The sequence below is a fragment of the Blastopirellula marina genome (genome assembly GCF_002967765.1).
GTDB classification, from domain to species: Bacteria; Planctomycetota; Planctomycetia; order Pirellulales; family Pirellulaceae; genus Bremerella; species Bremerella marina_A.
Window position 1 is genome coordinate 377,664 of sequence record NZ_PUHY01000014.1, and the last position, 25,449, is coordinate 403,112.

Consider the following 25,449-nt stretch of genomic DNA (forward strand, 5'->3'; position numbering starts at 1 on the left):
CGGAGGGAAGCCACAATCGCATGGCACTCGTACTTGTGTGAAGTTTTCGCGCCGCTTTGAGGAAGCGAACTGTGAACTGAGTTTCGAACGTCCTTGCTGGTTGACGCCGCACGGGCGGCTACCTAGAAAGAGACACATCCAATACCTACAACTTCAATCTTCGGATTAGGCGTAACATGATCCAGCGACGTTGGTTCCTTGGCGCAGTTTTCAGTTTAGTTGCTGTTTCCTTCGTTTCCGCCGAGGAAAAGCCGTTTCACATTCAAGCCCATCGCGGGGCTGGGATCGCCAAGCCAGAGAACACCCTGGAAGCATTTGAGTACACCTGGAGCATCGGAGTCACGCCAGAAGCTGACTTGCGAACGACTTCGGATGGCGAAATCGTGTGCTTCCACGATGCGAACCTGGCCCGCGTGGTCAGCAATGTGAGCGATGCGGAAAAGAAGGCGTCCGTCGAGAAGCTGCCAGCGGAAGATGTGTTGCAACTGGAAGTGGGCTCGTTCCGCGGCAAGGAGTTCGCAGGTCAGAAGGTACCGACGCTCGAGTCGATTTTTGCTGCCATGAAGGGTCGGCCTGAGCGGCTGCTGTATCTTGATATCAAGACGGCCGATCAAGATCAGTTGGTACAGCTGATCGACAAGTACGGCGTCACATCGCAGGTGATTTACACCACGACGCATCCCGAATTGATTCGAGAGTGGAAGAAGCGTGTGCCTGGCTCGCTGACACTGCTTTGGAACGGGGGAAGCGAAGAGAGCTTGACCAAGAAGTTGGCCGATGTGCGGGCTGCTGACTTCGAAGGTATCACGCACCTGCAAATTCACGTGCGGGTGGGCGATTTGAACAGCGAAGATCCTTTCACTCCCTCCACCAAGTTCCTGAAGCAGGTTGGTCAGGAACTGAAGGAGAAAGGCATTGTGTTTCAGGTGCTGCCCTGGGAATGCCAGGACCAAGCGGCATATGGGCGACTCTTGGAACTGGGCGTCGAGTCATTTGCGACCGATTATCCGGAAGTTACCGTCGCCGCCGTGAAAGAGTTCCGCGGCAAACAGTGACTACTTCGACGACTTCTTGGTAAGCGCCTTCTCGATCACAGCGCTTACCTGATCGGCAAGGGCTTGCGAACCTTTGTCGGTAAAGTGAACATTCTTCGGCCGCTGCAGTTCGGCCAGACGCGGCTCGCAGAACGCGAACAAATCGTCGACATCGATGTTGTGTGCCTGCATGATCTTTAGGGCGGCGGCATTGTACTTCGGCGGCGATTCTGGCTCGCGCAGTACGCCACTGGTTCCTTCGGGAACGGGCGTCGTGGTGGCGAAGATGAGTGTCGCCCCGGTCGCTTCCAGCTTCTTGACGATCTGTTCTAAGTTGGCAGCGTATTGTTCGACATTTGCCTGAACGGGATCGTCGGCGTTTTTCGAGACTTTATTCCCACCCGGTTCGGTGACATGTTTCAAGTCGTGCAGTCCCCAGTTGAAGTGAATTACGTCCCATTTGCGATCGCCCAGCCAGCGATCGATGGACTCGACACCTTTCGTCGTGCCAGAACAATTCTCGGGCTTGGAGCCGTCGGCCGTGTGGGGGCGAAAGACGTTCGCCTTGCCTTCCAACGCCTTACGAACTTGTAGCGTGTAGCCGATCGAAATGGAATCGCCAAGGATCAACACGTTGGGGAGGGAAGGATCTGGATCAATCGCCCAAACCCCTTTCTTTTCTTCGGCCAGAGCAGGGGAGGAGGCGAACAAGACCAGAGCGGTGGCCGTCAACAGAAGCTTGTGCATGGGCTGTCTCGGAAGCAGTGTTGGTGGGAGAGTGAAAGGAGATGCTTCGATCTTAAACGAACGCAACGAGGAATTCACGTCAAAAATCGTCGACTCGAAATCCAACAGGGTGTCCGTTTCGTCTCTGTCGGAAATGCACCGTAAGCCAAGGACGTGAGGATGAAAGAAGCAGCAGAGCAGGCATCTAGCCAAGACCATGGTTCAAGTCGATTGGGCCGGTGGTGGTGGCTGGCGATTGCCGTGATCTGGGCCGCTTCGATCTTTGTGACCTCGTGCTACGTGATTCGGCCGCACGAGTTCTTCGCCCTGGTCGAGGATTGGGGGCTGATCGATACAGCGAAGATGGCAGAGTTTCGCATCTTTTGGGGAATCTGGTGGTTCACAATCGTCAAAGGCTGGCACTTCACCGAATTTGCCTTGCTAACGTTGTTCCTGGCTTGGGGAACCAAGGCATGTTTCCCCAAGTCGGGGCAGTGGAGCATTTTGGTGGCGATGCTACTTGGCTTCATGTATGCTGCAGGCGACGAGTGGCATCAGACGTTCATACCAGATCGTCATGGTAACGTCACTGACGTGTTGATCGATTCGCTGGGCGTGCTGACGACGACCGTGATTCTGATTGTGAGATCACGAAGGAGATCTGCCGAGGAGGGAGCAGCGTCTTCGATCTCCCTGCCCAACCAGGTTAGATGATGAAAATTGGCTCAACGAAGGTTTGCCCAGAATTGTCTTTTTTGATGTCTGCTCACGCAAGCTGAACAAGAGCAAGCGTGTCGCCGAAAACTCTGGAGCTTCCGTTGGTCGCCCCTATTCGTTCGGCAATGCAAACCTCATCGAACATCGGCCGTCCGTATCTGTGCGAAGACTCACAAACCGTTGACGGGCCCCTTCATCTACAAGAGACTCCAGCGCCATTCACTAGCCGGTCGCCCGGGCATCGCTACTTTAAGGCCGTCATGGATTCCAGAACAGGCAGTTGAGCTGTAAAGCGACCTTCCAACGAAGCGATGACTTAGACGGAACAGCTTTCGTTTAACAGACGAATGTAGTCCAAATCGGCAGTTGGTCGGTCAGTGACGCCGCTGGGAATCGAACCCACTAAGAAGCTCCTTCGCTGCAGCGTTAACAGGAGAGACAACCTTGCCGGAATCAGGTTCGCGTGTGATTAACGATTTTCGCGCGGCACTCGATCGGGAAGGTCACCGAGATTGGCTGGCTTGGGCGTCGTCCGCCGGACTTCATGAATACCTCGCCAACTGCTTTCACTGAGCGTCATGTTGATCACATAAGTTTCGCCGAGGACGAGTCCCGTGATTTTGAATTCGCCGTTCTCGTTGGTCGTCGTCTTGCCGCCCCAAGCCGTTCGCCAAGGGGCATTGTCGTCGCCGACAGGAACCTTGCGTCCCCACACAATCTCGCGATTAGCCAGAGGGATGCGGGTGACATGATCAATCAGGCGACCTTCCGCCGATCCTACCGGCTTGAGAGGAATCACTACTTCATCCACTTCGGGGCCTATCTCGAGCATTCCGGCCAACTGGCCATCTTCCGATTCGGCGAAAAGCACGGTTCGGCGCAGTTGGCGGGTTCCGGCAAATTTACCATTCTCGTCCGCTTCGAGTTTTAAGTCGCCAACACTGAGTGAGGCCCGATAAATGCCGTGGACCGTGACGTTGGGGACAGGTCGTGGCGGATCCCCGGTCACCACTTTGCCGGAAAAGGGACCGGTCTCTTTACGTGGGGCATGGAGATCAAAATGCACCTCGGGCTGGGCAAAGACTTCCAGCTCTTGCCACTCCAGTGGCGACGGACCGATAAGGAAATACTTGCCCGGTCCGACGAAAAACTCGTACTTGCCATCTTGGTCGGTGGTCGCGTGAAGATAATGATACGGTGAGCTGAAATGCAGGCCATTGCCTGGGTTGGGGCGAATCTCGCTGGGAAACTCCGACGAGTTGCGGGCTTCTTGGCGTAAACGAATTTGTTCGTCGGCTATGGGTGTGGCTTCGGGGCCGACGGTTAATCGCCCCGATAGATGTGTGGCGGGACGCACGGCGATGGTCAGGTTTTCTATCGGCTTTTCGGGCAGCGTGATGATCCCTTCTAAAAGGGGCGCTGCCCACTTCTCGCTGCGGATCGCGAATGAATAAAGGTGATCGGGGGCGAGCATCAATTCAAACTTGCCATCGCTGTCGGTCTTCGTTTGGTGACGCTGATTGTTCACGTTGGAAGTCCCCGATCCAATGGCCGCGACGGTTACTCCGGCAATTGGATTGCCTTGTTCGTCACGAACCTGGCCGGTGGCAGGGATCAGTCGATCGACCTGAACGGTCAAGACTTCGCCCGCTTGCTTCTCCGTATCGAACTCGATGCGGGTATGCGTCAAATCTTTCGATGAGGGCCAAAACACGAATGTGTATGGTTTCCAATTAGGAATCCCACGAAACGTGGCGATGCCCTGCGAGTTGGTCGATTCCATAAAGAGATGCGGGGCGAACGAAAGGTTGAAGCTATCGGGTTCACCCGGCTTGTTGAACAGCCAGGGATACAACTTACCGCCAACCACTGGATTGTCTTGATAGTCGACCAGTCGAACCTGAATCGTCTGGGCAGGAGCTAATTGAAACGACACCGGAGGGCTCTTCAGCCAATCGGCCTGATGCGTTTTATCGCGGGGGCTGGTGACGATGCGATAATCGAATCCAACTTGTGGTTTCAAGGCATATAGAATGTTGGGTATCCGGCTTTCCGGCCAACGTAGCGTCGCACGCCCTTCTTCATTGGTAACCGTTGTTGTCACCGGATGACTCGCGATCATCCCCCCGACGATCACCTCCACTTCCGGTTCGCCGGCAGCGTTGAAGACTTCGACCGGCAGCTCGGTGCACGCTTCGAGTGAGATGGTAATCGGGTCGTCGGGTGACGGTGGGGCGTCGTACCGTGAAGTGAACAGCCCCATCCGATTCCCGGAAAAATCGTTCGCCACGATCCCCAAATGATTCAGGCGGTTTTCCTCAACGCGAACTGTGAATTTCCCCTCGGCATCGGTCACCGTCTGATCGACATCTTTATAGGCCATGCTTCGCACGGTGATGTTGGCGACCGGTTGGTTTTGCTTGTCCAGCACCTGGCCAGATAGCGAAACGCGCGGTTGTTCTGCAGCGGCAACAACCGGCAAACATGCCGCCAGCCAAGCGACCAGTGTGACAAACTGGTTTCGAGAAAAACCGATGACGAAATCCATCCGACGCTCGTTCAGAGAGGGGGAACAAGTAGCCCGCGCAGATAGCAGTATACCGATGGAACAAGTCCGAAGCGAGGAAATCGTCATCGTGCCGAGATGCTCACGCGGCGCGCAAGTTTCGCTATTGCTGTTGGGGGCTTTTCAGATCGATTTCCAAATCCTTTGATGTCTCGACTTGAAACGATTTCTTGGCGAGATCGGGCCAGATGGAAATCTCGTACGAGCCAGGGCCGACAAGAAACTCGTAATAGCCTCCTTCGTTGGTCGATGTTTGGTACTGAGTGAACGGCGCCGCATCCGATTCGAGCCGATCGGGATTGGGTAGTGCGTCGGCTGGCAGTTCATCAAGGCCACGCCCAACTCGTTTCAAGCTGATACTTCGGTTTGCGACCGGCTTGTTGTCAGATTCATTCATCACGCGGCCATAGACGCGTGTCGTCGGACAGGCCTCGATAAGTAAATCGGAGATGGGAGTATCGGGCTGAACGATGATGCCGTCGACGAGCGGCGATACCCAGTTCTCTCCTGCGGCGGCGAGAGCATAGTGACGATTGGGTGGCAGGTTTAGCTCGAATTCTCCACGTTCGTTGGTGGTTGCCGTCATCGATACGCTGTCATAGCCGTAACCCACGCCCGATGCTTGAATGGACAGGTTCGAGCCTGCTGCGCCGCTCGGGTAGGATGCTCGACCGGATACTTTGACGAGTCGCTCGAGTTCCACCCGCATAAGGCCGTTGGGATGATCCTGCGGAACGAATTGAATCGGCGGAGTATAAAAACCGGTCCCTTTGGAGTAAAAGGTGATCTTATCGGTTTTCCATTTTGGGAAGCCAAAGAAGACAGCAAAACCTTCCGCGTCGCTCGTCGCTTGAAAGAGGGTTGGTGCCGGTTTGAAACCGAACGGATAACGTTCGTCCGGTTTGACGATTAGCCAAGGTTTGACTTCAATCCCTTCGATCGGGTTGGCATCGCTGTCGACGAACTGCAATTGGAGCGTCTGTGATTCGGCAAACTTCAAGGTGATAGGGGCCTTATTGAGCCAGTCAGCGACTTCGGTCTTATCGAAGTCGGAAAAGACCGTGCGGTATTCAAAACCGACATTCGGTTTAAAGGCATAGAGCATTCGCGGCGGTTCGTTTTTCGGCCAACGCAATGTTGCTTTCCCATCGAAGTTGGTTTTCGTCGACATGATCGGCTGCGAATTCGCATCCGGCCACCGACCAAACAAGGCACAAACATCGGCGGCACCAACCGGATCTCCTTTGGCATCCAGGACGACAACCGGCATCTCCGTGGTTGGTTCGAGTGTGATGGTCAGATGCTTACCAGGAAACGTCGCGACAAAGAAATCTTTGATAGCAATTCCCATACGCTTCCCTTGTGCGTCTTCCGCAAGGATGGCTTTGTCATGGAAGCCCATTGCATCGAAGGTAAGCTCGAACCGCCCGTTGGCATCGGTTTTCGTCTCAAAGAATTCACCTCTCGCTAAACATCGCACAGCAACATCCGCCACTGGCTGATTCTGCTGGTCAACGACGAGTCCCTTAACTGGACGGTTTTGAAAGCCAATTTCTGGCTGCTGAGAACGACCGACCGTGACGCCGGAAAGAACAACGAGCAAAGCAAGGGCAAGAATCCGGTACACGGCTTGACTCCCTTCAATTTCAAAATGCCAGAATGCTTGTCGATTACCTTTCACTCGCTAACAAGAGGGAAGGTACGGAAAGCAATATAGAAGTGCTGACAGTGGGAAGCGAGTGTTTTCTGGCCGAAGTGCATCATCAGATGCTTTGTTGCTGATGTCGCGCCAGCACTATCGGAAGCGGCGTGACGCGCCCTTCACGTTTTGTGTGCGGTACTGGCCAGGGGTCTGGCCGAGTTCTCGTTTGAAGACCACGCTCATATATTCCGGGTGATCGTAGCCTGAGAGGCCGGCGATGCGTTCTAAGGGGAGATCGGTTTCGCGGAGGAGTTGCTTCACGCGTTTGAGCTGCACGTTGCGGATTTCGGATTGTGGACTGCGGCCGATAAACTTACGGAAGCGGCGTTCGAGGATGCTCCGCGAGACCGGCACGTGTTGCAGCACGTCGACCACAGAGATCCCGTCGCATGCATGTTGGCGAATGTACTTCACCGCGGAGGCGACCAGCGGATCTTCAATCGCCAGGACGTCGGTCGATTGACGGGTGACGATGCCAAGCGGTTCAACCAGCTTGCTCATCTGCGTCGGTTGTTCCCCTTTCATCAGGCGATCGAGCAGGGCGGCTGCTTCAAAGCCGATTCGCTGCGGATTGGGCATTACGCTGGAAAGAGGCGGATCGCACAATTCACAGACCAGTTCGTCGTTGTCGACACCCACCACGGCGACTTCTTCCGGCACGGCTTGATTGATACGACGGCATGCGTCGAGTACGTGCTGGCCGCGCATATCATTGCAGGCCATAATCCCGATGGGGCGCGGCAGTTCGCGGAGCCAATCACACAGCTGAGCTTGCTGTTGCTCCCACGTCAGGGCCGAAGACGAATCCCAAGGTCCTTCCAGCAATTCGACCTGGCTTCCAGATTTCTCGATTGCTTCTTTGAAGCCCTGATATCTACGGGTTGACCAGTTGTGGCCGCTGAAACCGCAGAAAGCGAAATAGCGGAATCCACGTTCTAAAAGGTGTGCCGCCCCCATGCGTCCCACCGCTTCGTGATCGGTACCAATGTGCGGAAGACCTTGGTCACCGTAGATATCGGTCAAGTCGACGGTGGGAATGTTCCAGGCCTTTAGCTGTTCCGCCAAGCTGGGGGTCGTACTACGCGTGATGATACCGTCCCCGTCCCAGTTTTCTAGCCATGCTGGGGGGCGATATGCCAGCTCACGGAGATCGACAAACATCGACCAGGGCTCGTTCGCAACCACGTAACGATTGATTCCACGAAGAACTTCGCGCCCGTAAACAAGCGAAGTCTCAACGATGAGCATGACTCGACGGCGTTGCATGGAAAAGAGGCTCAGTACAAGATGAGGTTGGTTGCTGAAAGGAAAGCCTATTATGAGACGAAACGATTCTCAAAAGCAATCACATGTCAAACGGTGGATCATTTTTTTCCAGAAATTCTTTTCGCAGTTTTGCGTCGTCTGGATGGTGATATTTCTAGGGGAAAACTGCTTCAGGCTCGTCGCGATTGAAACACTTTGCTGTCACAAAACGCATTCTCGTTTGCGATAAGAAAAGGCTCTCAAAAGGTTTTCGGGAAATCTCATTGATTCCCCCAGGCTTCAGCGCAAAAATAGATAGGATGATGCACTAAAGCTTCTCTGAAATAACGTGAAGTCTCTCAGGACGATGTTCTGTGAGAGATGGACCTGCCTGTTCACTTCCTGCCTTAAGTTGTTGCATATGTTCTATTTATCTGTCGCGAAGCGGTCTCTGATCATCGTCTGCGCCTGCATGGCTTCAGCGACGTTTGTGGGGACTGGTCTGGCTCAGGACGAGTCGCAATCGACGGTTAAGTTCAACCGGGACGTTAAGCCGATCCTGGCGAAGAAGTGCTTTTCTTGTCACGGCCCAGCCGACCAGGAGGGTAGTCTGCGACTCGACGAGCGCGAGGTCGCGACGGGGGAAGCGGATTCGGGCGAAATTGCGATTGTTCCCGGCAGCCCGGAGGAAAGCGAACTCATTCGGCGAATTACCTCGCATGACGAATTCGAGAAGATGCCCCCCGAAGGGGATGCTGTTAGCGCAGAAGACGTGGAAGTTCTTAAAACTTGGATCCGTGAAGGGGCCAAGTACCAAGGTCACTGGGCATTCGAGCCGCTGACCCACCCAACCCCGCCGAAAGTGAAGCATGAAGGTTGGGTAAAGAATGACATCGACAACTTCATTCTGGCACGCCTGGAAGATGCCGGGCTTGAACCCAATCCACAGGCCTCGAAGCGAACGCTCATTCGTCGGGCCTACTACAACCTGACCGGTCTGCCGCCAACGAAGGAAGACATTGAAGCCTTCGAGGCGGATGAATCGCCTGACGCATACAGTAAGTTGATCGACAAGCTGCTGGCTTCGGATCATTACGGCGAAAAGTGGGGCCGGCACTGGCTCGACTTGGTTCGTTTCGCGGAGACGAATAGCTACGAGCGCGATGGCGTGAAGCCGAACGCTTGGAAGTATCGCGATTACGTCATCCGGGCGTTCAACGAAAATAAGCCGTACGATCAATTCGTCATCGAGCAGCTCGCTGGCGACGAGATTGAGTCGCCGACACCGGAGACGATCATCGCGACTGGTTACTATCGACTCGGTCTGTGGGACGACGAACCGGCAGATCCGCTACTGCACGTTTACGATCAGTACGACGATCTGGTCGCCACCACCGGTAAGGCCTTCCTGGGTATCACGGTGAATTGCGCACGGTGCCACGATCATAAAATTGACCCAATCTCCCAGGCCAATTACTACGAGTTCCTTTCGTTCTTCCGCGGAATGAAGCCATACGGTACGCGAGGAGATGTTTCTTATAGCCAGAAAGAGATTTCCTCGCCCGAGGTGATTTCCGCTCACGAGAACTATCAGAAAGAACTGCAAGCCGTGGAAGGACGTCTCAACGAGATCGTCGCCTCGGCGATTGGTAAGCTGCCAGCCGAAGAACGTAAGGCTATTCGTAAGGAACGCAACCGAGATCGTCGTCGCGAAATGGTCGATTCCAAAATTGCGGAACTCGTGCCAAACGATGCTTCGGAATACGACGCCCTTAAGCGGGAGCTGGCCGGAATCAAGGACCGCGAGAAGTACCTGCCCGCTCGTGAGTTCGCCATGGCGATCAACAAGAGCGACAAAGTTCCTCCAGAAACCACCATCATGATGCGTGGTAACCCGCACGTCCCGGGCGACGTCGTTGAACCGGGCTTCCCGAAGTTCTTCAACGCTCCTCGACCAACGATCCCGACTCCGTCGGAAGAGCAAGAAACCTCGGGTCGCCGCCTGGTGCTGGCTAAGTGGATTGCTTCAGAAGAAAACTTGATGACGGCTCGCGTCATGGTGAATCGCCTCTGGCAGTTCCAGTTCGGTCGCGGGATCGTCCGTTCTTCGAGCAACTTCGGCCAACTCGGAACGCCACCGACCCATCCCGAACTGCTGGACTGGTTGGCAAATGAGTTTGTCGCGAGCGGTTGGGACATCAAGCACATGCAAAAGCTGATGATGACTTCGGCGACCTATCAGATGTCGTCGGGCGGTCAGGAGAAGGGGCTCGCCCAAGATCCTGGAAACGATCTGATGTGGCGTTTCAACACGCGTCGTCTAACGGCGGAAGAAGTTCGCGACTCGATCTTGGCCGTCAACGGTCGTCTGAACGAAAAAATGTTCGGTCACGGTTTCTATCCGAAAATCTCGGACGAAGTCATGGCGGGTCAGTCGAAGCCGGGCGACGGTTGGGGCAATTCGTCCTACGAAGAACAGGCCCGTCGAGCAATTTACATCCACGTGAAGCGATCGCTGCTGACGCCGATTTTGTCGAGCTTCGACTTCCCTGAGACGGACGCCGCGTGCGAAGAACGTTTCGTCACAACGCAGCCCGCCCAAGCGTTGGGCATGATCAATGGGGCCTTCGCTAACCAGCAAGCGGAAGAGCTTGCCAAGCGGGTCCGCGAGACCGGTGCCACTGCAATGGAAGATCAAGTTCGCGAAGCGGTTCAATTCGCTTTGGCTCGTGAAGCACAGGAAAGCGACGTCAAGATAGCGATGTCGCTGATCAACGACCTCAAGAAAGACCACGGATTGGATGACAATCGGGCATTCGATTTGTACTGCCTGATGCTGATCAACTTGAATGAATTTTTCTTCCTGGACTAGACGCGGCAGTTGCCTTGTCGATTGTCGGGTTTTTGTTTCAGTGAAAGAATACATAACGGAAGGAAGGTAGAGATGTCCGACTCCAATCAGCCCAAGCCAACGTACTGTGGCCGCACGCGACGTGAATTCCTGTGGGATGCCGGCGCGAAGTTCCCCGGTGTTGCGTTGACCTACATGATGGCTCAGGACGGCTTCTTGGCGAATCAAGCAGTCGCCGCCGACGGCGTCAGCAACTTCGACAATCCATTGGCTGCCCGTCAGCCGATGTTTGAAGGCAAAGCCAAGAACGTAATCTTCCTGTTCATGTACGGCGGTCCAAGCCATGTCGACACATTCGACTACAAGCCAAAACTGTACGGCTTGGATGGCAAGACGGTGCCCGTGAAGACCAAGGGACGTGGCGGTGAGAAGAACGAAGGTCGCGTCGTGGGTCCGAAGTGGAACTTCAAGCAGTACGGCCAGTCGGGCCAATGGGTCTCGGATCTGTTCCCGCATTTGGCAACTTGCGTGGATGACATCGCCTTCTTGAAGTCGTGTCAGGCCGACTCTCCGATTCATGGTTCGGCCATGTTGATGATGAACTCGGGGCGTATTCTCAGCGGCTACCCAACCATGGGCTCGTGGGTCACCTACGGCTTAGGAACGGTCAACCAGAATCTGCCAGGTTACGTGGTGATGCTCGATCCGACCGGTGGTCCGATCAGTGGTGCGAAAAACTGGACGTGCGGTTTCATGCCGGCCAACTACCAGGGAACGATCTTTCGCAGCAAGGGAGCTCCGATCATCGACCTGGCCACGCCAGACGGTATGACGCGTGCCGCACAGCGCCGGTTGTTGGATGCGATGAAGGATGCCAACCAAGAGCATTTCGCTGCCCGGCAGGACAACACGGAACTTTCGGCGCGGATCCACAGCTACGAGTTAGCCTACCGCATGCAGCAGCACGCACCGGAAGCGGTCGACCTGGCGACTGAAACGGAAGAAACCAAATCGCTGTACGGTATCGATAATCCAGAAACCGAAGAGTTCGGCCGTCGCTGCTTGCTGGCTCGTCGCTTGGTCGAACGGGGCGTTCGTTTCGTCCAGCTTTACTCCGGTGGTCACCACAACGATGCCAACTGGGATGCGCACGGCGACTTGGAAAAGAACCACAACTATCACGCTGGTCGTACCGACAAGCCAATCGCCGGTCTGATCCAGGACCTGAAGCGAAAAGGGATGCTGGATGACACGCTGATCGTCTGGGGTGGCGAGTTCGGCCGTCAGCCAACCGCTGAGTACGAAAAGGGTACCGGTCGCGACCACAACTCGTACGGTTTCACCATGTGGATGGCCGGCGGTGGTATCAAGGGTGGTGTGTCGTACGGTGCGACTGATGAACTGGGGGCCGAAGCGGTTGAAAACCCACTACACGTGAGTCGCTTGCACGCCACGATGCTGAATCAGCTCGGCCTTGATCCGAATGCACTGAGCTACTTCTACAGTGGTCTTGATCAGAAACTGGTCGGTGTCGAACACGTCGAACCGATCCACGAGATCATCGCGTAATCCACGATTTCGCATACCACAACTAGCGAACTTTAATGCACCTTCTGGTCGGACTAGAAGGTGCATTTTTATGCGCAATGTACGGGTCGCGTGCTTTTCTAAAAGGAGTAGAATGACGAAAAGACACCCCTAGTGTGTTCACAACTAACCCTGCGATGAGGTGGCCACCATGAGCAAGATCGATTTAAAAGGACTGGGAATCGAAGTTGAAGATGTTCGTCGGAATATGCCACCTTGCGTTCTCTATGAAGAGGCAATTCGTGACGAAGACGACGCCGCCATCGCCGATTCTGGTGCCCTGCTAGCCTACAGTGGTGCGAAAACGGGCCGTTCTCCTAAGGACAAACGGGTTGTCGAGTGCGACCAATCGAAGGACGATGTCTGGTGGGGACCGATCAATATTCCGATCGAAGACCAGATCTACCGCATCAATCTCGAGCGGGCCAAGGACTACCTGAACACGCGTAAAAAGCTGTACGTGATCGATGCCTTCGCAGGCTGGGATCCGAAGTACCGATTGAAGATTCGCGTGATCTGCTCGCGACCGTATCACGCGTTGTTTATGTACACGATGCTGATTCGTCCAACCCAGGCCGAACTGGCGGCGTTTGGCGAGCCTGACGTGGTGATCTACAACGCGGGCCGCTTCCCAGCCAACCGTCACACGCCTGGGATGACCTCGAAGACGAGCGTCGACGTCAACCTGGAAGACCGCGAAATGGTGATCCTGGGGACGGAATACGCCGGCGAAATGAAGAAGGGCGTCTTCACGATGATGAACTACTACATGCCGAAGCAGGGAGTCCTGTCGATGCATTGTAGTGCGACCTGTGCCCCCGATTCCGACCGAAGCAGCATCTTGTTCGGGCTTTCTGGAACGGGCAAAACGACTCTCTCGGCCGATCCCAATCGCCTGCTGATTGGCGACGACGAGCATTGCTGGAGCGACGACGGAATCTTCAACATCGAAGGTGGTTGCTACGCCAAAGCAATCGACCTGACGCCAGATAACGAGCCAGAGATCTTCCAGGCATTGCGTTTTGGGGCGGTGCTGGAGAATGTGGTTTACGACCAGGAAGATCACCACGTCGACTTCCACGATACCAGCATCACGCAAAATACACGTGGTGCTTATCCGATCGAATTCATTCGTAATGCGAAAATTCCGTGTATCGCTGGACATCCAAGTGATGTGATCTTCCTCACCTGCGACGCATTCGGAGTATTGCCGCCTGTTAGCAAGCTGACGCCTGCCCAAGCGATGTATCACTTCATCAGCGGATATACGGCCAAGATTGCAGGCACGGAAATGGGCGTGACCGAACCGCAAGCGACCTTCAGTCCTTGCTTTGGTGGTCCGTTCCTCGTCTGGCATCCTGGCAAATATGCCGAGCTGCTTGCTGAGAAGCTCGAGAAGCACAACGCCAACGTGTGGCTGGTGAATACTGGCTGGACGGGAGGTGCCTACGGCGACGGAACGCGGATCAAATTGAAGTTCACCCGAGCGATCGTCGATGCGATTCACGACGGAAACCTGGCTTCTGCACCGACCGAGGCTGACCCGGTGTTTGGTTTCGAGGTGGTAACCGAATGCCCCGATGTGCCGGCTGAGATCCTGGTTCCCAAGCAAACCTGGAAAGATGCCGACGCGTATCACAAGACCGCTTCGATGCTGGCGTCACTATTTACTGAGAATTTCCAGAAGTACGCATCGGGCGTTTCCGAGGAAGTTCGTCAGTCAGGCCCAGTCGCGAAATCAGCTACGACCGGGTGATTCTCAACCCGATTCCGATTATGCTCAGAAGTCGGCCTGCGCGGATTGGTACGCGCAGGCTTCCCGCCTTGAGCTAAATTCAATCGGAGTCGAGAGGCCGTGATCACTCGAACTTACCTCTTTCTCGCCGTAATAGTCGCCGCTACGACACTCGCCCCTCAAGCGGCCAATGCCGCTGAGGAATCTAAGCGACCTAACTTTGTCTTCTTTCTCGTCGACGATTTGGGCTGGGCCGATCTCTCCTGTTTCGGCAGCACATATCACGAATCGCCCAACATCGACGCGCTGGCCGCCAGCGGCATGCAGTTCAATCAAGCCTACGCCGCTTGCCCCGTTTGTTCGCCGACGCGGGCTTCGATTCTAACTGGTCGCCACCCCGTGCGTGTCGATATTACCGACTGGATCCCTGGTAATCGCGGAATCGGCAAGTTCTTAACAGTTCAAGATCGAGACAATCTGGCCCTCGATGAAGTCACCATTGCGGAAGTTTTGAAAGGGGCAGGGTACCAGACTTTCTTCGCCGGCAAATGGCATCTCGGGGACGAGGGGCATTACCCAACCGATCAAGGCTTCGACTTCAACATTGGCGGCAATCATGCTGGCTCGCCTCCCGGTGGCTACTATGCACCTTGGAAGAACCCGACCCTCGAAGCCAAAGAAGATGGCGAGTATCTGACCGAACGATTGACCCACGAATCGATTCACTTCCTCGAAACACGCGATCAGGCCAAGCCGTTCTTTTTGTATCTTTCGTACTACAACGTTCACTCGCCTATCACGCCGTACAAAAAGCGGGTCGAACACTTCCGTGAAAAAGCGGAAGCGACGATCGAAGGGAAGACACCAACCATCGTCGAGCATCACGGTGTCTCTCGTGCTCGACAGGACGACCCAGCGTACGCCTCGATGATTGCGGCCGTCGATCAAAGTGTGGGAGATGTACTCGCGAAGATCGATGAGTTGAAACTACAAGACAACACCGTCGTCTGTTTCTTCTCCGACAATGGGGGACTCTGCACGCTAAGACGTCCAGGGCCGACCAGCAATCTGCCTCTGCGAAGCGGCAAAGGTTGGCTGTATGAAGGAGGGGTCCGCAGTCCGATGATTGTGCGGGCTCCTGGTATAACGAAGCCAGGCACCGTTTCCGAGGCCGCGGTCGTCAGCACTGACTTCTTTCCGACGATGCTCGAACTAGCCGGCTTACCACTGCAACCAAAGTTGCACGCTGACGGTCAATCGTTGGTGTCCCTACTTAGCGGGGAAGGGGAGCAAGCGGAACGCACCCTCTATTGGCACTATCCACACTATCATGGATCGACCTGGACTCCGGGCGCTTCGATCCGTGATGGGGATTGGAAGCTGATCGAGTTCTACGAGTACGACGAAGTGGAACTGTATAACCTGGCGGACGATCCTGGCGAGCAGAACGATCTGAGCCAGTCACAACCGGAAAAGACCTCCCAACTTCGCGAGAAGCTACATGCTTGGCAAAAAGAGATGAACGCGAAGATGCCTCAACCCAATCCAGAATACAAACCTGCTGCAAAATAGGCGGTTTCCCTGGTTTGTGAAGACTGCTAGCTGGGCTACAATCGAGCCCCAACATCCCTCCAATCCGCTTATTGATACGCAAAAACGCTTAAGGAACCTGGTTAATGCTGAATTCCAAGGTCATCGGTTTATCGGTGATGATGTTCCTCCAATTCTTTGTTTGGGGGGCGTGGTATGTGACGGTCGGTAACTTTATGAAAGCGAACGGAATGGTGGACCAGATTAGCTGGGCCTACACCGTTGCACCGATCGCTGCGATCATCTCGCCGTTCTTTCTGGGATTCATCGCCGACCGTTACTTCGCATCGGAACGTGTGCTGGGTTCGTTGCATCTGTTGGGTGCCGTCGCGATGCTCGCTGCTCCGTTCACGGCAACAATCAGCCCGACCGCATTTATCTTGACGCTTTTGGTTCACGTGCTTTGTTACATGCCAACGCTTGGGCTAACGAACACCTTGGCGTTTCACAACATTGACGATCAAGAGACACAGTTCCCGATCATTCGCGTGTTCGGAACAATCGGTTGGATCGTGGCTAACTTGACCGTCAGTGCTGTATTCGGAGCTGACGATACGGCGACGCAGTTCTATATCACGAGCGTAGCTGGCGTGGCGTTGGGTATCTTCAGCTTCTTCCTGCCGCACACGCCTCCTCCCTCTGCCGGCAAGGCGGTTACGTTCCGCGAGATCGTGGGCGCCGATACGTTGTCGATGATGAAAGAGCCTTCGTTCTTCATCTTTATCCTGGGATCGTTCCTGATTTGTATTCCGTTAGCAGCCTACTACGCATTCGCGCCAGTCTTCGTCGGACATGTTGGTTTCGATAAGCCAGGTAGCTGGATGTCGATGGGCCAAGGTTCGGAGATCATCTTCATGCTGTTGATGCCACTGTTCTTCGCTCGCTTGGGCGTGAAGTGGATGTTGTTTGTTGGCATGGCGGCTTGGGTGCTGCGATATGGTTTCTTTGCAGCTGCCGAAGGAATGGACGGCTCCCTGCCGTACGGTTTGGTCATCGGTGGTATCTTGCTGCACGGTATCTGCTACGACTTCTTCTTCGTGACCGGGTTTATCTATACGGACAAGAAGTGCACGAAAGAAACTCGCGGTCAGGCACAAGGATTCCTGGTTCTTGTGACACAGGGGCTTGGTCTGGGGATTGGTGCACAGATCATGGGCTGGTTGTTCAGTTCGCTCACCGAAGTGAACCCAGCGACTGAGGAATCGGTTACCAACTGGCAAATGCTTTGGTTGATTCCTTGTATCGCGTCGGGCATCGTCATGCTGGTGTTCGGACTGCTATTCAACGACAAGGTCGATACCGACGAAGAAGAGACTGGCTACGGAACGGACGAGGCTCCGGCCAACGAACCGTCCCACTAAGCTGTTTTCTCGCTCGAATTAAACAGAAAAGACGCCGTCCAATGGAATCTGGGCGGCGTTTTTCATGCGCTGTGGTGGAATTCAATCTTAGATAAGTGCTTGCAAATAAGCACTTTAGACACACATTGAGAAAAATTTGGAAGAATTGCCCGGTTTTTCTAAAGCTCGCAATTTGACACCAGATGGATCTGACATAGGTTTCAGGTGTCAAGGCAAGTGCATCGCACACAACCTTGATGGCAACAGGATTAAGTTGCCAGTCATTACTCGTCTCATCTGGAACTCATCAAAACCTTTTTGGGAATCGAGCTCCCGGTGTGCGGGCAATGGCCTGCCGCCAATGTCCCCCGACAAAGGCAAACTGGTCGCGAGGCCAGGACGCAAAGCTTAGGACCACTTCACGGTGGTAGCCGAGCTGCCGAAGGGTTGACCCTGAGCGATGTTCGCTCACTTCCTGATGGCTGTGTATGGGACTGAGGCATTACTTAGAGGACCACATTCAACCGAGTTTCGCAGGCCGGCGTAATGGATTCGCTGAGGTTGAACAGTGGTAGTAAGCATCCTTTAGTATTGTGCCGCTTTTAGGCAACGTTGGAGAAAACTCATGCAAGGTCTCATCCAAAAAGTACAGAATTTCCTGGTATCGGAAGACGGTCCAACCGCGGTTGAATACGCCGTGATGTTGGCTCTGATCGTCATCGTATGTTTGACCGCTATTCAGGCGATCGGTACCCAGGCGAACGCTACGTTCACCAAGATTGGCACCGACATGCAGACCGCCAATACGACCGGTGGCGCGCTCTAAGCCGCCCCATCCACCAACGCGTGTGCCACGTTTGGCTCACGCGTTTTTCTGCGTAAACATCTTGGAAAGCCCCGGGGCACCCCAACACGGGGGCCAGCGGGGCTTTTCTTTTGGTTTAGATCGATTGTGGCGGGAATAACGAAACACAGCGCTTTGGCAACCTATTCCCTTTAGGCAGAAACTCGGGAAAAAGCGGTCATGGTCGGCCGCACGGCTGCTTTAAGTGAGCTACTGTTTGATGCCGGATTTTTTGCAGTGCAGAAGGTCCATGGCGAAATCGTGGTTTCCTTGAATTTGCGCATTAATAGTGGTCAACCTCGCATATGACGCGCGAGGTGAGGAGAGAGTCATGGATCTTTTTGTAAGCTTGGCAGAAGCAATTGCAGAACATTGGCCCGTTTGGGTCGTCACATTTACCCTGATTCTGGCCGCAGTCATCGACGGTTTTGAATTAAAGGTGCCAAACTGGATCACGTTCCCCTTCGTGGCAAGCGGCTGGATTTACAGCTTTTGCGCATTCGGATGGGAAGGTCTGGGCTGGAGTTTGGTGGGTACGGTCATTGGCTTGGCTCTTCTTTTGCCGGCCTATTCGATCGGCGGCATGGGAGCCGGCGACGTGAAACTTTTGGCGGGGGTTGGTGCCTGGATGTACGGCATGCACACCTTCTACGCCTTCTGCATCTCGGCCATCGTCGGTGCCGTGTTGGCAGTCTTGATGGTTGCTGTTCAGAAGGGTTGGAAGAAGCACTCCAACAACGCCCGGATCATCCTGAACGAGATCATGACGATTCGTGATCCGAATCAGTTGTCGAGCATCGCTGCCGAGCGAAAGCCGACGATGCTCCTCCTTCCTTACGGTATTCCGATCGCCATCGGAACCATTGGCTACTTCATCTGGATGGGACTGCTGGTATGACCCCGACACCTGCATGCACAGACTGCGCAACCGAATGTGTAAAACTGGGGGAAATGAACTCGACTTTGCGAGCTCGACATTTCCGCCTTGATAAGACATGCCGGTTATTCCGATTTAAACGATCAGGGGCAGCCGTGGTGGAATTTGCCATCGTGGCACCGCTCTTCTTCCTTCTGATTTTTGGAATGATCGAATACGGTCGGATGGTCATGGTGCAGCAGGTGATTACCAACGCTTCACGCGAAGGGGCTCGCCGAGCAGTCCTGGACGGTGCCACAACCTCAGGGGTTGTGGCTGCCGTGGATGAATTCCTTGATTCCGCAGCCGTCAACAGTGGGGCTGTGGATGTCATCGTTTCGCCCGATCCGCCGGAAGACGCCGGCTACGGCGGAGCGGTCACGGTCACCGTATCGGTTCCGTTTAGCAAAGTCAGTTGGTTGCCATCCCCTATGTACTTGGGGTCTACAACCCTGCAAGCAAAGACAACGATGCGTCGAGAGACAGTTAAGTAACCGTTGATGCAAACTGTAACGAATATCCGGAAATTGACAAACGCATTGGTCGTCCGACTGGAAAGGTTTGTTTTGACCTTCTCGATGTCACGACCCGATGAATCCCCATAACCACGAGCGTGGCCAGAGGGGCCTGAGGAGCTAGCGTTTAAAGGCACGGAGGCTAGCTGAACAAGGAAAACCAAATGCGTCCTAAATCAATCATTCTGATCATCATCGCACTCGGGTGCGGGCTTGTCGCATCGATCGGCATTAGCCAAGTACTCGAGCAGCAGACGGCCGCGCCGGTACCTCAGGTCGAGATGGAAAACATCTTTGTCGCCCTCGAGGACATCGATATCAACGAGCCGATCACCCCCGAGATGGTCAAACTAGAACCGTGGCCCGCGGATAAGATTCCCGAAGGGGCCATTCGTGAACTCGAGAACGTCGAGAGCCGCCGGCCACGTTCGCGACTGTTTACCGGGGAAGTCATCCTCGAAGGTAAGCTGTTCGGATCGGACGAAGACCAAGGTGCCTCGAAACTGATTCCGAAAGGTTACCGCGTTCAAGCGATCCGCGTGACTGCCGACAGTTCGGTGGCGGGTTTGATCTTGCCGGGCGATCGCGTCGACGTGTTGGTTTACCTACAAGTGGTGAACCAGGCCAACCGAAGCCAGAAGAAGCAAATGACTCGAACGATTCTGACGAATTGCCGTGTGTTTGCTGTGAACGAACAAATCCATCGCGAAACCGATGCACAAGGTAACTCGATTCAAGCGAAGACGGTGTCGCTGTTGGTGACCCCGAAGCAGGCTGAAATCCTGGTGTTGGCATCGAAGCTGGGTAGCCTCAGCTTGTCGCTCCGTCCACCGGATGAATCGGGTGATGACGAAGCAGGCACCGCTGATGAAGCTACCATTCGCGAACTGCTGGGCGAAACGCTGAACGCCGATCCACAACAAGACGACGATCCAGCACCTCAGCCACAAATGACCAAGAAGAATCCATCAAGCAACAGCTTCCTGGACTTCCTGAAGAATTCGCAAGCCGCGATGACCTCCACGACGGCCAAGCAAACCATGCCTGCTCCTGCGAAAGCGGAATGGACCATGGACCTGCTGAGCCCCAATGGTGTGCGTCGTTTTGAGTTCGGAGACGATCAGCAGTTGCCGCAAGAAGTCAGCGCAGGCTCGACTCCTAGCGGGTACAACAACCCTGCTCCTGTCCCGACCCAATCGGCGAAGCTGCCGATGTTGCCTTCCGGCACCACAGGACAGCCGACTTCATCGGATGAACCCACGCCCACTTCGGACGCGGATTCAAAAACACCTACACACGAAGATGGTTCCATGCCAGCGGATCCAGATTCAGATTACGGACCGGACGCCGCCTAGTTACGTCCAGATTTTTCCACGGATTGGGAAATCGTTTTTCGGCGCAAGGAAAATCACGGATGATTATCATGCAACGCTTCGCGCGACATTTTGTCACGACTGCTGCTCTGTTGGCGTTTGCCGCGATTGGTGGCAACGCCCAGGCACAAAACGAGGCTCCGGACGTCAATTTTCAAGTCGCCTCGCCCAATCAGCGACTTGAAATGATCGTCAACTCAAGCCGCATCTTCACCTTGGATGAAAAGATCCCCAAGGCTCAGGTCAACAACCCGGACTTGTTGCGGTTGACGCCACTGTCGCCCAACAAGATTCAGGTTTCGGCCTTGAAACCAGGCGTCACGCAGGTGAATCTCTGGTCGGAAGATGGCAGCATCTTCACGGTCGACGTCATCGTGATCGGTGACGGACGCGAACTGCAAATGTTGTTGGAAAGTGAATTCCCCAACGCCACCATCAAGGTGCGTCCGTTGGCCAGCAGCGTGGTTCTTTCTGGTTTCGTCGATCGACCTGACGCGGTCAGCCGAATCGTCGCCATGGCCGAAGACTATTACCCACGTGTGATCAACAACATCACCGTTGGTGGCGTGCAGCAGGTAATGCTGAAGACCAAGGTTTACGAAGTTTCGCGTACGAAGCTGCGGACCCTCGGTTTCGACTTCGCAGCCTACAGTGGCAACGACTTCTTCGTGTCCAGCATCAGCGGCATCATCTCGAGCGTTGCCGCTCAGACCGGACAGATCAGCACCAACGCTGCCGATACGGTGACGTTTGGCGTGGTAGGCAACAACAGCTCGTTCTTCGGTTTCATCGAAGCATTGCGACGAAACGGTTTGACCAAGTTGCTGTCGGAACCAACCCTGACCTCGGTCAGCGGTCGTCCGGCCAGCTTCCAGTCGGGCGGTGAAGTGCCGATTCAGGTTTCGTCCGGTTTGGGTACGACCTCGATCCAGTTTAAAGAGTACGGTACCCGTGTCGACTTCGTGCCGATTGTCCTAGGAAATGGCAACATTCGCTTGGAAATCCGTCCATTGGTCAGCGAGCTAGACTACAGTGTCGCCGTCAACGGAACGCCCGGTTTGAAAACGCGTTGGGTCGATACCTCTGTCGAGATGAAAGCGGGGCAAACGCTTGCTCTGGCCGGTTTGATTCACGAAAAGATCGAAACGGAAAGCCTTGGTTTGCCTTACCTGGCCGACATTCCTTGGGCCGGTGCTGCTTTCCGCCGTGATCAAGATCGCCGCAACGAAGTGGAACTGCTGATCGTGGTGACGCCTGAGTTGATCGGTGCGTTAGATCCGAGCGAAGAGCCATGTGCAAAGCCAGGCACGTCGAGCGGTTTGCTCAACGACACGGAATTGTACTGGCGAGGTTACACCGAAGTTCCTAACTGTGGACCGAACGGTGGTGCGGCCAACTACAACGGGGGCATGATCGGTCCGACGGGCCCGAGTGCAATCGAAGGTGAGCTGATTCAGCCAGGTACACCGCTGATGGAAGTGCCCGCTCCGACTTCGGCACCAGCGATTGAGATGGGACCTGCCGCGATGCAGGGCGTTCATACGCCGTCAGGGACACGCAGCCAGCCTGTGTCGATTTCACGGCCGGCTCCGCCAACGCGACCCGCTTCGGAGTTGCGGCCAACCACAGCACCTCCGGCTGCGTCCGCCCAGCCAATGGGGCCAATGCCCGCAATGATTGGTCCATCTGGGTATGACACGCTCAATTTTTAAGACGGATGCACAGAATGCGTACTAGAGTTTCCTAAACCCATAAAGGGAAATCTCATCTCAAAGTCGCAGTCGTGTCAGGAAAGTAAAAATCGCCATGAGTAATGTATTACGAGTCGCCCTGGTCGATCCGAAGGACTCATCGCGAGAAACGTTAAAATCGACCCTTCTGGGGATGGATATCGTATGGCTCGAGGCGGAGTGTTCGCGGTATGAATTCTTCGCCGATGTGGTAGGTCAGACGAATCCCGACATCGGGATCGTGGCAATCGACTCCGATCCCGATAAAGCAGTTCGCTTGATCCAAGAGGTTCACGAGAGCACGCCAGATTGCAGCATTCTGGTCGTTAGTGGTTCGAGCGACGGACAACTGATTCTTCGCGCGATGCGTGCCGGAGCGAAAGAGTTCCTGACGCAGCCGCTGAGCTTGGAAGATTTGGTCAGTGCCCTGGAGCGTATTGGGCACCAGCGTTTCGGCAAGGGAAACACCAAGTCTCGCAGCTGTAAGGTGATCACCGTTTGCGGCGCAACCGGTGGCGTCGGCGCGACCAGCTTGGCCGTGAATCTCGGCTGTATTCTGGCGAGCCGTGAAGAGAATAATGTCGCGCTGATCGATCTCGACTTGGCGTTGGGGGACAGCGACGTCTTCCTCGATACCATTCCTGATTACACGCTATTGGACGTTGCCCAAAATATTAAGCGTCTTGACTTCAATTTGCTGAAGCGATCGCTCACTCGACACAGCAGCGGGTTGTACTTGTTGCCACGACCTGTGCAGCTGCAAGACGAAGCACCGATCACGCCCGATGACTTGACCCGTGTGATTGGCCTGATGAAAGCCACCTTCACGCATTTGATCATCGACACATCGAAGTCGTATTCGTCGCTCGATATGGTGGCGATGAAAGAAGCTCAGATCAACTTAATGACGATTCAGCTTGACTTACCATGTCTGCGTAACGTCGTCCGCTTGATGATGAGCTTTGGTGAAGTCGATGGCCTGAAAGAGAAGACCAAGGTCATCGTCAACCGCGTCGGTCTCGACAACGGCGAGATCAGTTTGAAGAAAGCGCAAGAGACGATCGGCAGCGAGATCTATTGGCAGATTCCGAACGAGTACCGAGTGATGGTCGAAGTTCGCAATAACGGTGTGCCGTTGATCGAGCAAGCTCCGCGCGCAGGAATTACGCAAGCCCTCGTCGGTTTAGCCGAGTCGCTTTCTGGCGATGGCTCGAAGAAGGCGAACGCTGGCAAATCGGGCCTTGGCCGCTGGTTTGGTTTCCTGTCGTCAAAGAACGAAAAAGCCGCTAAGTCGGAAGAATCTGAAGCGTCGGCAACCGAGTAGTGGTTGCCGCATCAACGAACGTGGATTATCTCGCCCAATCCGCTCATGTTGTAACGACCGTACATTCCGTGCGGTTTGCCAAATTCTAAACTTCCACGCTCTCGCGCAAGTTTACGTGAGCTATGTTTTCAGGGACCGTCGCGTAGCCCTTGCTTGGCCCGGTCCTTATCTCCTTGGGTAGCTCAACTCCGGCGATCTCGCTGCACCGATGCGGCATGCTGATGGCCCGGCAATCTGTGTTCCACCCGATGTGATGCGATAAGCAAGCAAGGGAAGTCAGGGCTGTACTCAAGTAGACGAAGGAATCGGATCATGCGACCAACGGTATCGGATCCCAAAGCATCGAACTCCAAACAGGCAGAATTCGAGAACCTGAAGCGGAAGATCCACGGCAAACTCGTGGACAAGCTCGACCTTTCCAAAATTGGTGAATTGGAAGGGGATGTTCTGCGACGTGAAATTCGTTTAGTCGTCGAGCACCTGTGCGATACCGAAGAGACTCTGCTCAACCGCACCGAACGCGAGCGTTTAATTGAAGAGGTCTTAGACGAAACATTCGGTCTTGGTCCACTGGAACTGCTGCTGAAGGATCACGGGATCAGCGATATTCTGATCAACGGCCCTCACCAGATTTACTGCGAAAAGGGCGGTAAGCTCGAACTGAGTAGCGTCAAGTTTCGCGATAACGAACACTTGCTGCAGATCATCGATCGTATCGTATCGAAGGTAGGACGGCGCGTCGACGAAACCTGCCCGATGGTCGACGCGCGGCTTCCTGACGGGTCGCGTTTTAACGCAATCATTCCGCCGCTGGCCCTTGATGGAGCGGCGGTTTCTATTCGTAGATTCGGTTCCAATCCGCTGAAATTGGAAGACCTGCTCAACTACAAGGCGTTCACGCCAGAAATGGTGATGCTACTGGAAGGTGCCATCAAGGCTCGCTTGAACATCATCATCTCCGGTGGTACGGGCTCTGGTAAAACGACGTTGCTCAATACGCTCTCCAGCTTCATTAGCGGTGCCGAGCGTATCGTCACAATCGAAGACGCGGCGGAACTTCAGCTGCAGCAGGAACACGTCGTTCGCCTGGAAACGCGTCCGCCGAATGTGGAAGGGAAGGGGGGCGTTACCGCGACCGACCTGGTGAAAAACGCCCTGCGTATGCGTCCTGAACGAATCATCATCGGTGAGTGTCGTGGTGCCGAAACGCTCGATATGTTGCAGGCCATGAATACGGGTCACGAAGGTTCGATGACCACGATCCACAGTAATACACCGCGTGACGCGATTGCCCGTATCGAAACGCTGATTTCGATGTCTGGCTTTGAACTGCCCGTGAAAGCAATGCGTCAGCAAATCGCGAGCGCCGTCGACCTGATTATTCAAGCCAACCGTTTGCAAGGTGGTCCGCGTCGTGTGACCCACATCACCGAAGTGATCGGTATGGAGCAGGAAACGGTCGTGATGCAAGACATTTATCGTTACGAGCAGTCGGGTATCGATGAAACAGGTCGCGCACGTGGCCGCTTCATCTCGACGGGTGTTCGCCCCAACTTCATGGAACGTCTCGAATCGGCGGGTGTTCGCCTGCCGGCAAGTGCATTCCGTGAACGAATGATGCTCGAAGATTAACTCGGAAAAGGTAGAGAAGCGA

At 54.7% G+C, this 25,449-nt stretch carries 18 protein-coding genes and 1 riboswitch; of the genes, 14 read left to right on the forward strand and 4 right to left on the reverse strand.

Annotation, left to right across the window (positions count from 1 at the left end; translation table 11 throughout):
- The first annotated feature begins 176 nt into the window (after window positions 1-176).
- Complete coding sequence (locus tag C5Y83_RS24230; RefSeq protein ID WP_105332377.1) at window positions 177-1,055, forward strand: glycerophosphodiester phosphodiesterase; 879 nt, start codon at window positions 177-179, stop codon at window positions 1,053-1,055.
- Here the strand turns inward: C5Y83_RS24230 and C5Y83_RS24235 are convergent, their stop codons facing one another.
- Complete coding sequence (locus tag C5Y83_RS24235) at window positions 1,056-1,781, reverse strand: SGNH/GDSL hydrolase family protein (protein WP_105332450.1); 726 nt, start codon at window positions 1,779-1,781, stop codon at window positions 1,056-1,058.
- Window positions 1,782-1,940: 159 nt separating this feature from the next.
- Between C5Y83_RS24235 and C5Y83_RS24240 the strand changes: the two genes are divergently transcribed.
- A complete protein-coding gene (locus C5Y83_RS24240; protein ID WP_105332378.1) occupies window positions 1,941-2,474 on the forward strand; it encodes a VanZ family protein in 534 nt (177 codons plus the stop codon).
- A 472-nt stretch (window positions 2,475-2,946) separates the two neighbouring features.
- Here the strand turns inward: C5Y83_RS24240 and C5Y83_RS24245 are convergent, their stop codons facing one another.
- From C5Y83_RS24245 to C5Y83_RS24255, 3 genes are all read right to left on the reverse strand, one after another.
- Complete coding sequence (locus C5Y83_RS24245; protein WP_158262500.1) at window positions 2,947-5,025, reverse strand: carboxypeptidase-like regulatory domain-containing protein; 2,079 nt, start codon at window positions 5,023-5,025, stop codon at window positions 2,947-2,949.
- Between the two features lie 121 nt (window positions 5,026-5,146).
- On the reverse strand, window positions 5,147-6,670 hold the full coding sequence (locus C5Y83_RS24250) for a carboxypeptidase-like regulatory domain-containing protein (RefSeq protein WP_105332380.1): 1,524 nt from the start codon (window positions 6,668-6,670) through the stop codon (window positions 5,147-5,149).
- Between the two features lie 168 nt (window positions 6,671-6,838).
- The gene (locus C5Y83_RS24255; protein ID WP_105332381.1) at window positions 6,839-8,011 is read right to left on the reverse strand and encodes a XylR family transcriptional regulator; all 1,173 of its coding nucleotides are present in this window, start codon (window positions 8,009-8,011) and stop codon (window positions 6,839-6,841) included.
- Window positions 8,012-8,462: 451 nt separating this feature from the next.
- On the opposite strand from C5Y83_RS24255, the gene C5Y83_RS24260 reads away from it, so the two are divergent.
- The 12 genes from C5Y83_RS24260 to C5Y83_RS24315 all read left to right on the forward strand — a co-directional run bounded on the left by C5Y83_RS24260 (window position 8,463) and on the right by C5Y83_RS24315 (window position 25,427).
- Complete coding sequence (locus C5Y83_RS24260; protein WP_233207348.1) at window positions 8,463-10,862, forward strand: PSD1 and planctomycete cytochrome C domain-containing protein; 2,400 nt, start codon at window positions 8,463-8,465, stop codon at window positions 10,860-10,862.
- A 72-nt stretch (window positions 10,863-10,934) separates the two neighbouring features.
- The gene (locus C5Y83_RS24265; RefSeq protein WP_105332383.1) at window positions 10,935-12,410 is read left to right on the forward strand and encodes a DUF1501 domain-containing protein; all 1,476 of its coding nucleotides are present in this window, start codon (window positions 10,935-10,937) and stop codon (window positions 12,408-12,410) included.
- 169 nt (window positions 12,411-12,579) lie between these two features.
- Window positions 12,580-14,184 (forward strand): phosphoenolpyruvate carboxykinase (ATP), encoded by a 1,605-nt coding sequence (gene pckA, locus C5Y83_RS24270; RefSeq protein ID WP_105332384.1) that lies wholly within the window; start codon window positions 12,580-12,582, stop codon window positions 14,182-14,184.
- A gap of 99 nt (window positions 14,185-14,283) precedes the next feature.
- Window positions 14,284-15,735 (forward strand): sulfatase, encoded by a 1,452-nt coding sequence (locus C5Y83_RS24275; RefSeq protein ID WP_105332385.1) that lies wholly within the window; start codon window positions 14,284-14,286, stop codon window positions 15,733-15,735.
- 104 nt (window positions 15,736-15,839) lie between these two features.
- Entirely contained in the window at window positions 15,840-17,114 is a 1,275-nt protein-coding gene (locus tag C5Y83_RS24280) for an MFS transporter (protein WP_105332386.1), read from the forward strand.
- Window positions 17,115-17,459: 345 nt separating this feature from the next.
- A riboswitch (cyclic di-GMP riboswitch) is annotated at window positions 17,460-17,537 on the forward strand.
- A 181-nt stretch (window positions 17,538-17,718) separates the two neighbouring features.
- Window positions 17,719-17,919 carry a Flp family type IVb pilin gene (locus C5Y83_RS24285; RefSeq protein ID WP_105332387.1) on the forward strand — a complete coding sequence of 67 codons (201 nt, stop codon included), beginning with the start codon at window positions 17,719-17,721 and terminating at the stop codon, window positions 17,917-17,919.
- 349 nt (window positions 17,920-18,268) lie between these two features.
- On the forward strand, window positions 18,269-18,835 hold the full coding sequence (locus C5Y83_RS24290) for a prepilin peptidase (protein ID WP_105332388.1): 567 nt from the start codon (window positions 18,269-18,271) through the stop codon (window positions 18,833-18,835).
- A 53-nt stretch (window positions 18,836-18,888) separates the two neighbouring features.
- Window positions 18,889-19,347, forward strand: coding sequence for a TadE/TadG family type IV pilus assembly protein (locus tag C5Y83_RS24295; RefSeq protein ID WP_105332389.1), 459 nt, complete (start codon window positions 18,889-18,891; stop codon window positions 19,345-19,347).
- A 185-nt stretch (window positions 19,348-19,532) separates the two neighbouring features.
- A complete protein-coding gene (gene cpaB, locus C5Y83_RS24300; RefSeq protein WP_105332390.1) occupies window positions 19,533-20,723 on the forward strand; it encodes a Flp pilus assembly protein CpaB in 1,191 nt (396 codons plus the stop codon).
- A 59-nt stretch (window positions 20,724-20,782) separates the two neighbouring features.
- Complete coding sequence (locus tag C5Y83_RS24305) at window positions 20,783-22,453, forward strand: type II and III secretion system protein family protein (protein WP_105332391.1); 1,671 nt, start codon at window positions 20,783-20,785, stop codon at window positions 22,451-22,453.
- Between the two features lie 94 nt (window positions 22,454-22,547).
- Window positions 22,548-23,795: a response regulator gene (locus tag C5Y83_RS24310; RefSeq protein WP_105332392.1), complete on the forward strand. Its 1,248-nt coding sequence runs from the start codon at window positions 22,548-22,550 to the stop codon at window positions 23,793-23,795.
- Between the two features lie 312 nt (window positions 23,796-24,107).
- A complete protein-coding gene (locus C5Y83_RS24315; RefSeq protein ID WP_105332393.1) occupies window positions 24,108-25,427 on the forward strand; it encodes a CpaF family protein in 1,320 nt (439 codons plus the stop codon).
- The last annotated feature ends 22 nt before the right edge of the window (window positions 25,428-25,449 follow it).